At 39.5% G+C, this 14,454-nt stretch carries 9 protein-coding genes; 6 read left to right on the top strand and 3 right to left on the bottom strand.

Annotated elements, in window-relative coordinates:
- The first annotated feature begins 156 nt into the window (after positions 1–156).
- The 3 genes from IP510_RS12125 to IP510_RS12135 all read left to right on the top strand — a co-directional run bounded on the left by IP510_RS12125 (position 157) and on the right by IP510_RS12135 (position 3,455).
- A complete protein-coding gene (locus IP510_RS12125) occupies positions 157–327 on the top strand; it encodes a DUF2256 domain-containing protein (protein ID WP_010196547.1) in 171 nt (56 codons plus the stop codon).
- 51 nt (positions 328–378) lie between these two features.
- A complete protein-coding gene (locus IP510_RS12130) occupies positions 379–525 on the top strand; it encodes a DUF2256 domain-containing protein (RefSeq protein WP_194365115.1) in 147 nt (48 codons plus the stop codon).
- A gap of 95 nt (positions 526–620) precedes the next feature.
- Entirely contained in the window at positions 621–3,455 is a 2,835-nt protein-coding gene (locus IP510_RS12135; protein ID WP_194365116.1) for an SIR2 family protein, read from the top strand.
- 174 nt (positions 3,456–3,629) lie between these two features.
- On the opposite strand, the gene IP510_RS12140 is transcribed toward IP510_RS12135, so the two are convergent.
- Entirely contained in the window at positions 3,630–4,559 is a 930-nt protein-coding gene (locus IP510_RS12140) for a bile acid:sodium symporter family protein (protein WP_194365117.1), read from the bottom strand.
- A gap of 208 nt (positions 4,560–4,767) precedes the next feature.
- A complete protein-coding gene (gene metH, locus IP510_RS12145; RefSeq protein WP_194365118.1) occupies positions 4,768–8,562 on the bottom strand; it encodes a methionine synthase in 3,795 nt (1,264 codons plus the stop codon).
- 590 nt (positions 8,563–9,152) lie between these two features.
- Here metH and IP510_RS12150 point away from each other — a divergent pair.
- Together IP510_RS12150 and IP510_RS12155 are read left to right on the top strand one after the other, a co-directional pair.
- Positions 9,153–9,707, top strand: coding sequence for a fasciclin domain-containing protein (locus IP510_RS12150; RefSeq protein WP_194365119.1), 555 nt, complete (start codon positions 9,153–9,155; stop codon positions 9,705–9,707).
- A gap of 511 nt (positions 9,708–10,218) precedes the next feature.
- On the top strand, positions 10,219–10,833 hold the full coding sequence (locus IP510_RS12155) for a fasciclin domain-containing protein (protein ID WP_194365120.1): 615 nt from the start codon (positions 10,219–10,221) through the stop codon (positions 10,831–10,833).
- A 364-nt stretch (positions 10,834–11,197) separates the two neighbouring features.
- Here the strand turns inward: IP510_RS12155 and IP510_RS12160 are convergent, their stop codons facing one another.
- Entirely contained in the window at positions 11,198–12,745 is a 1,548-nt protein-coding gene (locus IP510_RS12160) for an alanine/glycine:cation symporter family protein (RefSeq protein WP_194365121.1), read from the bottom strand.
- Between the two features lie 1,023 nt (positions 12,746–13,768).
- Between IP510_RS12160 and IP510_RS12165 the strand changes: the two genes are divergently transcribed.
- Complete coding sequence (locus tag IP510_RS12165; protein ID WP_194365122.1) at positions 13,769–14,398, top strand: LemA family protein; 630 nt, start codon at positions 13,769–13,771, stop codon at positions 14,396–14,398.
- Positions 14,399–14,454: the final 56 nt, after the last annotated feature.

Below are 14,454 nucleotides of genomic sequence, written 5' to 3' on the forward strand. Positions count from 1 at the left end.
ATAGGGCTTATGATTAAGAGACAATGGTAATATAGTCGGCAACAGCTACTTTGGATACAATGATGGCGATTAAAGTTTCTATAAACAGCATATTAAGCGAGCCTGACACCGTATCCGATGGTAGTGAATCGACTATATCAAACCAATGAGAAAATTATGGCGCACAAAAAGAAAAACGTCCGCAAAAAACTTTGCCCTGTCTGCGAGCGCGAGTTTAGCTGGACTAAGAAGCTTGATAAAAACTGGGAGAGCATGGTCTATTGCTCCGACCAATGCCGACGGGTGAAAAAGTATGAAGGGCTGGATCATCAAAAAGAAGATAAATAGGCAGTAATAATTAACCATAGATATTAGATATACGGCACAAGGGGGCAGGTGATGGCACATAAAAAGGTAAATCTACCGCAAAAAACCTGCCCCGTCTGCCAGCGCCCGTTTACCTGGTGTAAGAAATGGGAGAAAGATTGGGAGCAGGTGATTTATTGTTCTGAGCGGTGTCGTCGGGGGAAGGATAAAGGCAACTGAATTTAGAGTATTCAGCTATTGGAAAGAAATACTATAATCTTAAGTCTGAGTTATAGAGGTTATATCTATCTGTATTAAATATACTAGAGGGTTATATGCAATTTAATCAAGCACATATAAACACGATTATTAATGCAAAAAATAATGATAATTTAGTTATTTTTGTAGGCGCAGGGGTTTCTAAGTTTTCTGAGACAAATAGCCTGAGTTTTCCATTCTGGGGAGATATAATAAATGTGCTTAAAAAAGATCTAGATACGGAGGAAAGTGACTATTTGAAAGTAGCGCAATTATACTATTTACAATTTGGTGAGTATTCACTTTATGAAAAATTAAAATCCTTGATTCCACTACATGCTAGCTCATCTGAGATTCATGAAAGAATATTTGAATTAAATCCTAAATATGTCATCACAACTAACTGGGATAATATCTTAGAGAGTACAATAGAAAAAAATGGTCATATTTACGACATTATAAAAAGTGATGCTGATTTAATTAAATCTATATTACCTAGGAAGCTTTTAAAAGTACATGGTGATTTTTCCAGCCACAACATTGTATTTAAAGAAGATGATTATTTGCAATATAGCGATAATTTTCCTTTGATAGAAAACTTCTTGAGACATATATTGTCATCTTATACTATATTATTCTTGGGATATTCATACAGTGATTACGATCTAAAAGTTATTTCTAAATGGATTGAAAGGCGATCTAATATAGCTCCCCCAAGGTTTATTTTGTCAATCAGTGAAAATATTATAGAAAGTATGTATTTGAAGAGTCACGGAATACAATCAGTTTTTCCAATAGCTATAGATAATGAAAAATTTTTTGAATATAGGAATGTATACAAGACATTTATAGATAAAGTTAACTCGGAATATAATATCCCATATAATTTATTATCTGTAATTGAGGGTGAGTATAGTAATGAAGAAATTGAAATTAGTAGCCAAATTAAAATAGAGGTCGTCAACTTTTTATATGAAAATCTTAAAGGTTTACTAGAATTTAATGCTTTATTACCTGAGCAAATTACTAATGTACTGTCAAACTGTTCAGTTGAATATCATCTTAATTGTTTTGGATTATGGTTCCACGATGGAGCAATGACGACGGATTACGAAGAAAGGCAGCGAAAAATATACAAGATGTTTTTTAACATCATTAAGAGCTATGATAGTTACAATGCTCTAAAGTGCGATAAAGATATTTCTATAAAAATGACAGCAATATTTAAAATTTTTTATCTAGCTAATTGTTTATATCTTACTAATAACGATAAGAAAGACTGGGTAGAGGTTAGAAAATTTTTATCAGAAACTGATATTTCTGAATTAGGTACTATAGATTTAAAGTATGAGAAGTACTTAACGTTCTCCCATAAAAATAAAGAAATGATGGGTGTGATAAAAACAGTTGAGAGTAATACATCTGAAAATTTAATAGTCTATGAAAATATAATAGATAAATACAATAGTGAGATTTATCAAAATTTAAAGAATAAAGAGTTTTATAAAGCAATAATATCTATGTTTAATGTTGATCTCATAATAAAAAAAATAAGGTATAATTTTCAAATAAAACCTGAGGATCAACGAGAATTTAATAATTTAGAAACCAAGTGGAGAAGTAAACTTGACTTGTACCCTGCAAGCGTTAAGAAACATATAAAAGGTTTGTATGAGTTTTTAAATTTTGAAATTATTCATGAATTTTATCATGATGCAAATAAAGAGTTTTTAGATTTAGAAAAGAATTATTTAATTAATACTAATAACTATCGCTCAAATGATAGAAGCTTGCAAATATTACGTTTTTTCATACTAAATGAAATAATGATTGATGAGTATGGTATTTTTAAAGATTTAATGAAAATATATGTAGAGCTAAAATTTAGGTTGATGATTAAAAACAATAAGAGCGAGACTAATATTTTCCAGTCCCCTCTATCAGGCACTCACAGAATAGAAGAACATGACCTATTTATTTTAGTTAAGTATTTTGAATTTAAAAAACTGTATGAATTGATTCATAATATTTTAGAGTATTATGAATCTAGTGGTACTTATATAGATTGTGTTAAACATACTAAGTATTTGCTAACAACATTTGAAAATTTAGTGTCATTATATGATAGCTCTCGAACGGGAATTTTTAGTGATATAGTTGGGAAGGCAATAACAAATTTAATCGTTGTAAACTCAATAATAGAATGGAGGAATGAGGATCTAGATAAGTTAATCGATCTAATTTCGTTAAGTTTTATGAATAAAAACTTGCCTTTGGATGCGTACAAAGCGCTAAATAAATTTATATATTATAATTTCAAATTATTTAATATTTCGAGTGAAAAAATAAAAATTCTATTAGATATACCTCTTAGAAAGATTCTATCAGGAGGATTAAAGGGTTTAGAGTTTCATTCAGTTAGTAATGACCTAGGTAATTTATTCGGGATATTAGCCGAGACTGACGTTAAATATGAAAATGATATTTTGATTAGTCAGGTAATTGGCTCACTGAAACCTCTGGAAGATGTAGATCATCAGCGTAAAATATCCAAAAATGTTCTTATTAAGTATTTATATATTGTCAATAGAAAAACAGTTAATCAGCTTCATAGCTATATAGATTCTATAAGAATAAAAGATTGGTCTAATTCAATTGGTAATGAACTACTATTCGAAGAACTCACATTCAACATGTTTGGGTTAAAGGTTAATGATAAATTTATAAATTTCTTAGCTAGTAATATAGAGGATTATAAGAGAGTAACAGAAGAAGTTGGTCCCAGAACTCGAGAACAACAAGAAAACCTATCAAGAATTTTAGATATTCCTATTTTATTTGAGTTTATAATCGCTTTATCTAATAAAAATATTCCTGAATATATCGAACTTCAAAAGAAAATTCTCTCATAGATAAAGACGCCTATTACATTAATAGGCGTTTCCACTAACTGCCTACAAATTCAAAACTATCTAGCAGTCTTCGTATTCCGACATTCATATTCAGTATAACTTTTTAACTTGTCATAACCGATTTTAACAAAGTTAAAGCAACTATAACTAAGACACAAGCAATAAAACTATTGCTTATTTAGTATCTCTCTTAGCAAATATATTCGCAACCAACGCACCACTGAAGTTATGCCACACACTAAATATTGCACTCGGTAAGGCCGCGACAGGGTTGAAATAAGTTGCCGCAAGGGCAGCGCCCAGACCAGAGTTTTGCATGCCCACTTCTATCATAATCGCGCGGCGTTGTTTCTCCGTAAAGCCAGACAAGCGAGCGATTACATATCCCAAGGTATAACCCGTCATATTGTGTAAAGCAACCACGATAAATACGATAGCACCGCTATCTAAGATGGTCGCTTTAGACACGGCCACCACTGCCGCTATAATGATAGAAATACCCAATACTGACACCATCGGTAATACCTCAGTGACGAACTCGATTTTTTTACCCAAAAACTTATGAAAGATAACACCCAGTAATATGGGCAAGATTACGATTTTTGTGATGGTTATCATCATACTGGCCAAATCGATATCAATCAGCTGCCCCGCAAAAACACTGAGCAGAATAGGGGTCAGAAAAGGTGCAAGTAGGGTAGAGATAGAGGTAATCGCCACACTCAATGCCACATCACCTTTGGCTAAGAACGTAATCACGTTACTAGACGTACCGCCAGGACAACAACCAACCAAGATAACACCGACAGCTATTAAAGGATCGAGGTTGAAAATGACCGTTAATAGATAAGCAATCAACGGCATGAGCGTGAACTGCGCCAATAGGCCTACCAATACAGGTTTAGGACGTTTGACAATCTCTAGGAAATCTTCTGTTTTGAGCGTCATGCCCATCCCAAACATAATGATGCCAAGTATGGGAACGATCAAAAAAGCCAACGAGGCAAAAAATTCAGGAAAAATAAATCCCAAAACAGCACTGACCAATGCCCAGATTGCAAAGGTTTTGCCAATCCAACTAGAAAGTAATGCAATCTGATTCATAGCCTATCTCACAAAGATAAAAATAATAGAATAGACAATAATCTAGCATGGTTATTGTTAGCAAATGATGAAAGTATTTTGCTATGAACGTAGCGATAAGTTTGCTGATGATAGGCAAAATAGAATGCCATAGAAAATGGCTTACTTATATTAAATAAGTAAGCCAAAAAATAACTATCAGTTTTCTATAATTTAATTGGTTAATCCATTACAAATTCGGATTCAACCACTTCTCAGCAGTCTTCATATCCCAACCTTTACGCTCAGCATAACTCTCTAACTGATCACGGCTGATTTTACCGACATTGAAATACTCACTATCAGGATGGGAGTAATAGAATCCGCTCACTGATGATGCAGGCCACATCGCATAGCTCTCGGTCAAAGTCGTACCGATTGCCTCTACCGTACCGAGCCAGTCAAACAATTTGCCTTTTTCGGTATGCTCAGGACAGGCAGGGTAGCCAGGCGCAGGGCGGATACCGACGTATTTCTCTTTGATCATCTCATCATTGGTGAGTGACTCAGTCGGTTGATAGCCCCAATATTCTTTACGGATGAGTTCATGTAGATGTTCAGCGAATGCTTCTGCTAAACGGTCAGACAGTGCCTGTACCATAATCGCATTATAGTCATCACCTGCCGCTTTATATTGCTCAGCCAGTGCTTCTGTACCGACGATAGAAACAGTAAAGCCGCCCAAGTGATCGGTATGCATCTCTGATGGTGAGACAAAGTCTGCCAAGCTAAAGTTCGGCTTGCCACTGGCTTTGTCGCTTTGCTGACGTAAGTGTTCAAACTGGTAGGTCGGTTTGCCGCCATCAGCAGGTGCATTGTCATAGACCGTGACCGTATCGGCACCAGTACGGCGCGCAGGCATGAGTTTAAAGACACCTTTGGCCACGAGTGATTTCTCATCGATCATCTTTTGCATCAGCTCATTGGCATTTTCAAACAAATCGCGAGCCGCTTCGCCGACCACATCATCCTGCAATATCTTCGGATACTTACCGACCAGTCCCCAAGAGATAAAGAACGGCGTCCAATCGATATATGGCAGTAGATTGGTGATAGGGTAATCATCCAATATCACTTGGCCTAACTTATTAGGCACTGGTGGCACATAGTTTTCCCAATCGTACTGAAAGCCAATCTTGACCGAGTTCGCATAAGAGATCTTAGCCGCTTTTGGCTGACGCTTGGCCAGACGCTCACGCACCTTGGCATAATCTTCGCGTGTCTCATCGATCAGCGCTTGACGATGCTCTTTTGATAGCAGCTTAGTGACCACACCGACCGAGCGTGAGGCATCAGTGACGTAGATGACACCATCATTTTGATACTGCGGCTCAACCTTGACGGCAGTATGCGCTTTAGAAGTCGTTGCACCGCCGATCATGAGTGGTAGCGTCATGCCGCGCTCTTGCATTTGCTTGGCAACATAGACCATTTCATCGAGGCTTGGGGTAATCAAGCCAGACAGTCCGATGATATCGACTTTTTCTGCAATAGCAGTATCGAGGATTTTTTCACAAGGTACCATCACGCCCAAATCGACAATGTCGTAGCCATTACAGCCAAGCACCACGCCCACGATATTTTTGCCGATATCATGCACGTCGCCTTTGACGGTTGCCATCAGAATTTTACCTTTGACTTCGCCTTCGACTTTTTCAGCTTCAATGTACGGATTCAGCCACGCAACAGACTGCTTCATCACGCGGGCTGATTTCACGACTTGCGGTAAGAACATTTTACCGGCACCGAATAGATCACCGACGATATTCATACCGTCCATGAGTGGGCCTTCGATGACTTCTAGCGGTTTGGGATATTTCTCCCACGCTTCTTTGGTATCGGCTTCGATAAAGGTGGTAATACCTTTTACTAGCGCATGGGCAATACGGGCTTCGACGGTGCCTTCACGCCAGCTCATATCAACTGTGCTTTCTTTTTTCTTACCACCGTCTTGATAGTTTTCGGCAGCTGTCATCAGGCGTTCAGTTGCGTCTTGACCTGTTTCGCCTTGATTGCGATTGAGCATGACATCTTCGATAGCGTCACGCGCTTCCTTTGGAATATCATCGTATAACTCAAGCATGGCTGGGTTAACGATACCCATGGTCAGGCCATTGGTAATCGCATGATATAAGAATACCGAGTTGATGGCTTCACGAATCGGGTTACCACGGAAACTAAACGACACGTTAGATACGCCGCCCGATACCATGGCGTTTGGCAAGTTATCCGTAATCCACTTAGTGGCATTAATGAAGTCAGCACCGTAGTTGTTATGCTCAGTGATACCAGTGGCAACGGCAAAAATATTTGGATCAAAGATAATATCTTCAGAAGGGAAACCGACTTCATTAACCAACACATCATAGCTACGCTGACAGATTTGGATTTTACGCTCGTAAGTATCAGCTTGACCATCTTCATCAAATGCCATAACGATAACGGCAGCACCATAGCGCATACACAGTTTGGCGCGCTCGACGAACTCAGCATGACCTTCTTTTAGTGATATAGAGTTGACGACAGATTTGCCCTGCGTGCGTTTTAGGCCTTCTTCGATGATGTCCCATTTAGAAGAGTCAATCATGAGCGGTACGCGGCTGATATCTGGCTCGCCTGATACCAAATTGATGAAGTGAATCATCGCCTGCTTGGAGTCGAGCATGCCCTCATCCATGTTGATATCGACGATTTGCGCGCCACCTTCTACCTGATCGCGAGCGACATCGAGGGCTTCGGTGTAGGCTTCAGTTTTGATCAAACGTAAGAACTTTTTGGAGCCTGTCACGTTGGTACGTTCACCCACGTTGACGAACAAGCTGTCTGCTGTGATGGTAAATGGCTCAAGTCCAGACAAGCGGCAGGCAGGGGCGATTTCAGGAATCATACGCGGCGCATAGTTTTTCACCATATTCGCGATTTGGCGAATATGTTCTGGTGTCGTACCACAACAGCCGCCCACGATGTTTAAGATGCCTGCCTTTGCAAAGCCTTCTAGTAATGCTGTGGTTTCATCAGCGGTTTCATCATATTCACCAAACTCATTGGGCAGGCCTGCGTTTGGATGCGCTGACACATAAGTATTGGCAATGTTAGATAGCGTTTGAATGTGTGGACGTAGCGCATCCGCACCAAGTGCACAGTTGAAGCCAACCGATAATGGCTTGGCATGGCGGATTGAGTTATAAAATGCTTCAGCCGTTTGACCTGATAACGTACGACCTGATGCATCAGTAATCGTACCCGAAATCATAATCGGTAATTCAAAACCAATATCATCAAACACGCCAGTAATGGCAAATATTGCTGCTTTCGCATTGAGAGTATCAAAGATTGTCTCGATTAGGATAAGGTCGACACCGCCTTCTATCAAGCACAAGGTCGCTTCACGGTAGTTGAGTACCAATTCATCAAAGGTAATATTACGAAACGCAGGGTCATTGACATCCGGTGACAGCGAGCAAGTGCGTGAGGTAGGGCCCACGACACCAGCGACAAAACGAGGCTTGTCAGGTGTCTTGGCAGTAAAGGCATCTGCTGCAATGCGGGCAAGCTGAGCTGCTGTCTTATTTAACTCAGGTACCAAATACTCCATATCGTAGTCGGCCATGGATAGACGCGTACCGTTGAAGCTATTGGTCTCGATGATATCCGCGCCAGCAGTTAAATGATCGTTATGGATGTCTATAATCATTTGTGGTTGCGAGAGTACGAGCAAGTCATTGTTACCGCGCACATCTTGGTCTATATCCGCAAAACGCTCACCGCGATAATCTGCTTCTTCTAATTTATAGGTTTGAATCTGCGTACCCATCGCCCCGTCTAACATCAAAATTCTTGAGGCCATTTGCTCAGTGATACGAGCACGTGCTTTTAGCTGCTGCTCTTTGTATGGAAACACGGCAGGCGGCGTCAGTATAAAGTCATCAGCAGATTGTGATGAGTGAGAAGTGGCATCAGTGTTTGAAGTCATTGTTTGGGTCATAGGAGCGCTGCTTATATCGTCAATATTATAAAAGGAGGGGATAATAAATAGGGTGTAAATATATATAAAAGTCGTTGAAAAAGTCGCATTATTCTAGCATGAAAAATCTGTCGTATTAGGATACTGCATATTCTACTTTGGCAGTAGACAAGTAAAAGATTTACTTAATACGGTAATGCTTTTAGACGAGAGTAGGCGATGTAAATCCCTTACAAATAAAGCTAAATGACTCTCATTCGGGTTCGCTATTACACAAAGTGTTGACTCTGTAATCTAAGACAAACGCTTATGCTTAGAAGTCAGACACAGTTTACATCGCTACTACAAAAAGTTGCGTAAAGGCAGATTGATAAAGTTTTCAGACATGTTAATTTAATTTCAGAAAGATAGATTTTTCGTAAGCACTGCTTATAAATGCATGTTTCAGTCATATGAGGTTTTTCATATGATGAATGTTTATACCGCGTGCTAGTTGTGATGAGCTGCTTATCATAAACCACTTATAAAGAAAGACACTCTAAACTGTGATCAATTGAGTAATCTAAATTGAATAGTACAGTGAAAAATAATCAATCATTAAGGAAAATGTTATGAAACTTACCAAAATCGCTACTATCGGTACACTTGCTCTGTCAATCGCAGGCTTAAGCGCTTGTAATAATATGATGCCAAGCAAAAGCGCAGACATGAAAGCGCCAATGCATAGCCAATCTATGGCAAAAATGAATGTGGTACAAGTGGCGCAAAGCAATCCTGAGTTCTCAGTATTGGTAGAGGCAGTACAAGCAGCCGGTCTAGCAGGTATGTTGTCTGATCCAAACGCTCACTACACTGTGTTTGCACCGACGAATGATGCCTTTATGCAAGCCTTGAAAGAAACTGGAATGACCAAAGCACAGCTATTTGCAAACAAGCCATTATTGACCAAAATTTTGGGCTCACACGTCGTAGCTGGTGATATGGCAATGTATGCAAAAGATGTGAAGCCAGGCAATGTGATGACCGCCAGTAAAGATACATTAACAGTTACCAAAGACGGTAAATTGATGGATGAGAACGGCCGTATAGCCAATATCTTAAAGACTGACATCGCTGCGAACAATGGTGTGGTGCATGTCATCGATAAAGTATTGATGCCTAAGTAAATGCAATAATATTAGACACAATGGTCTTACACGCAATGATTTGATTTCTTAAATTTTTGAAAGCGTAAGTACGACAATATAAAGTTTTGAATAGAGCAGCCACTATCTGTAATAAATAAATAGGCAGATAGTGGTTGTTTTAGTTTTGTATCACAGAATAAATATCAGGCTAGTAGTACTTATTTTTGGTATGCCAGACCATATCAGACGACGTTAGACAGTGTCGTACTTGGCACAGCAGTTATTTGCTGAATAGATAATATAGCAAATAAAAGTAAACAACAGCATATACGTGATTGATACAGTGTTGCTACCTAAGTAAATACCAATTAAAAATTAAACCGTTAGTATTGTATGTATCGACATGACGAATTTGATCTCAGGACTAGATAATCAGTAGTCGATAATATCTACGAGATATCAGTCACTGTTATCTTTATCAACAGACATTAATGAAAGATAAACGTTTGTTAATCACAGAATTTAATCCATTATCCATAAGGAAGTACCTATGTTAAAGAAAAACTTGTTATCTATCGCCGTAGTAACTGCAGCTATGTCATTGGCAGCTTGTAGTGACAAAGAAGCAGCCACAGAGACTGCTGAGCCTGAAGTAACCACTGAAGAGATGGCTGTAGAACCAGCAGCTGAAGTAGAGCCGATGGCTGAAGCTGAACCTATGGCTGATGATATGAACATGGAAGCCACGCAAACGATCGCTGAAATCGCTGCAGGCAACGAAAACTTAACCATTCTAACAGCAGCATTAAAAGCAGCTGGTCTAGACACCATGCTAATGGAAGATACTAAGTACACTGTTTTTGCACCAACGGATGATGCATTTGCTCCTGTGTTAGAAAAATTGGGTGTGACTAAAGAAGAGCTATTAGCAAATACTGATTTGTTGAAAAAAGTACTTCCTTACCATGTCGTGCCAATGGAAGTGAAAGCAGCTGATATCCCTTATGGTACTGATATCGAAACAGCTAATGGCAAAACAATCAATATTAGCGATGCCAATGTTATTACTGATGCGACTGGTAACACAGCTAACATCACAGGTACTGACATTATGGCAACCAATGGTGTGGTTCACACTATCGATGCGGTATTAATGCCTGAGTAAGTTTTTAACTTATTTGTTTATACTTTATCAATGATATCGAAAAGGCCTAGCTTTTAGCTGGGCTTTTTTGTGCCTAAATACTATTTGTCGTCAATCCTCTATAAATTCGATATAGTGTCAGTCCTGCTTAGTCTACTGTCTGTAGTACTATCACTTGACTTCCTTATGTCCAAATTATATTGAATCGACTATATAAGTAGAAGAGTAGGTATCTATCTAAACGGATGATTTAATTTATTATATTTTGGCTGTCTTCGTTTGGATCTAACTCATTAAAAATATATAAATAAAAAAGCCCGAGACTATGGTCTCGGGCTTTTTTTACTTAGTGGTTAGTACTTTAGTAGCACTACATTAAAGAGTATTAGACATTGTCTTTACGTAGTGGATCTGCATTCATTCTTTTTTGCTCTTCTAAGTGACGCTCCTCCCAATAAGGGGCGTTTTTGATACCAAACTTGGCAGGATCAAAACTGTAGCGTGTCACACCAGCTTTACGCTGTGCTTCATAATCTTTAAGCATAGTAAGCGTTGGACGTGCCACGACAAAGATGATGAGGATACCAACGATGTTCAACCAAGCCATCAGGCCAACACCGATATCACCGATTGCCCAAACATAACCAGCTGAATTCAAGCCACCATAGGCAACCATTACCATGATTAGGATCTTGACTAAGAATAGACCAGTTTTGTTTGCACCGCGACCGAGGAAGCGTGTCAAGTAAGCCACGTTTACTTCAGCGATGTAGTAGTAAGCCAAAATGGTTGTAAAGGCAAAGAAGAATACAGCGATGGCGATAAACACATTACCAAACGTACCGTATACAGATTCCATTGCCATTTGCGTAAAGGCAGGAGCATTGATTTCAGTAGCAGCGGCAACGTTCTGCACGATGAACTGACCATCTGGTAATGTACCTTGGATGTTGTACATGCCAGTAGATAAAATCATGAATGCAGTCGCAGAACATACCAGTAATGTATCAACATATACTGAGAATGCCTGTACTAGACCTTGCTGTGATGGATGCTCAACTTCAGCAGCAGCAGCAGCGTGAGGACCTGTACCTTGACCTGCTTCGTTAGAGTAAATACCACGTTTCACACCCCAACCGATCGCCGCACCAAAACCTGCTTGTGCAGTGAATGCATCACCAACGATCATACCAAATACATCTGGAATCAAGCTAAAGTTACTGAACATGATAATCAAGGCTAAAGCAATATAACCGATTGCCATAAACGGAACGGCAAATTCAGTAAAGGTTGCAATACGTTTGATGCCACCGAAAATGATGATACCTAGTACTACTAAGATGATAGCCAAACCGACCAAACGCATAGAGCCAACTTCTAGGCCTGCTACGTTCATGATCGTACCTTCGCCCATTACCTGTGCAAATGCACTGATAACACCGTTCGCCTGTACACCCGGTAAGAACATACCACAGGATAAAATAGAAGCGATTGCGAAGAGGATGCCGTACCACTTTTGACCAAGGGCACGCTCAAAGTAATAAGCTGGGCCACCGCGATATTCGCCAGTGATCACATCTTTTTCTTTGTAGATCTGTGCAAGGGTAGACTCGACATAAGCAGTAGATGCGCCCAAGAAGGCCACAACCCACATCCAAAATACCGCACCTGGGCCACCGAAGCCGATAGCCGCAGCTACCCCAGCGATGTTACCCATACCCACACGCCCTGCGAGGGAAACGGCTAGTGCCTGAAATGATGAAATACCTTGTGCACTAGATTTACCAGTGAATAGTAGTTTGATCATCTCACCGAACAGACGTACTTGTACAAAGCGCGTCATAATGGAATAGAACAGACCGGCGCCCAAGCAGAGATAAATCAGTGCTGGGCTCCAGATAATTCCGTTTACTAAGTTAACTAAACCTTCCATATTTATATTCCTAGTACTGTCTCAAGGTGGCGCTGTCTGCTAGGAGTAAGCTAACTGGTTAACTTACTTATTTAAGTTAAGCAGTTAAATTATCTGCACCGACTTACATATGAATGAAGCCTTACGCGTGCTTTGCCACCAAGAATGGACTGTAATTTTCTGTAGTGATCCGCTTGGCTCATCCGTGATAGTAACTATCTACATAGCGTATATCACTCACAACATTAATATCAGCTGCATTTATATTTGTATTGCAACCTCTGTCACTGCCGTATCCTATCATCGTGTGATGAATGAGATGAGTCATAAGTTAACCCGCGGACAAAACAGGCGGTTATATGATTGAATACGCATCATGATGGTATTCAATTTGCTATGAGCTGTTCCGATTGACTACACTACTGGTAGGGCGTATTGACGATATTGGCGAGTAATTGAGCACTAATTGAGGTTTTTATATCTAAATCAGCCATTCGCTAATACTAATCAAACTATAAGTCCACTACCAAATGTATTCAAACCGTACGGCTACGTAACTGCAATTTGCCATATTTTTATACTAATTACTAGAATTTTCTTTATAGACGGTCGATATATTCGTATTTAATTTTGCAGATACTTGAGTAAGATGCGCCAAACCTATGATTAATTGTTTGTGATTACACAACATTTGGTACAGCTGTGTGAGTAAGTCTTATTTTTGTTCCATATCTATCGTAGTAGAGATGCGTTATTGTTAGAGCGGTTGAGGTTGTTTTTTGGTAATGTTCAATTGTAAACATGAGATTATGTCGGCATTATTAGCAGGATAAATAGTCGGCTATAGCGTCTCACTATAATATTAGGAATAGCTATATAGACAGCAGTCTTTGAATGGTAACCAAAGATGTGCATTTCTATCTAAAGTATAGAGCGTACATGACAGTTAGATGAATGCTAAATATATACTACGAGACAAATTCAAAAACGATTAAAAATGTATTCCCAGATATTTGTGATTTATCATTATTAGGAGAGTTAACGATGACGCGTCAATCAATTGTAAAACCTATTTTACTCGCAGCAGTATTAGCAACGTCTACCGTTGGTCTGAGCGGTTGTGGCTACAACAATCTTCAGGCACAGGATGAGCAAGTGACAGCTTCGTGGTCAGAGGTCGTTAACCAATATCAACGCCGCTCTGACTTGGTGCCAAACTTGGTCAAAGTCGTGCAGCAGTACGCTGACCAAGAACAAGAAGTCTTCACTCAAGTGGCTGAAGCGCGTTCACGTGCGGGCGGCATCACTGTGACGCCTGAATTGCTCAATGACCCAGAGGCGATGGAGCGTTATGCCGAAGCTCAGGGTCAAATGACAGGCGCATTATCACGTCTAATGGCTGTGTCTGAGCGTTATCCTGAACTAAAATCGGATGCGCTATTTCAAGACTTACAGGCGCAGTTAGAAGGCACTGAAAACCGTATTGCAGTAGCACGCAATCGCTATATTCAAGAAGTGCAAGGCTACAATACAACGGTACGCCAGTTCCCGACCAACATCACCGCAAAAGTATTTGGTTTAGATACCAAGCCCAACTTTACGGTAGAGAATGAACAAGCCATCTCTACTGCACCTAGCGTTGATTTTGGTGATTCTAAAGAAGCGGCAAAGTAAAGCGTGTTAGGGATATACAAAAATAGAGCGGTCTATACCGTTCTGTTTATTTAGCT

This window comes from Psychrobacter sp. NG254, from assembly GCF_015277735.1.
In the GTDB taxonomy this organism is placed as follows: domain Bacteria; phylum Pseudomonadota; class Gammaproteobacteria; order Pseudomonadales; family Moraxellaceae; genus Psychrobacter.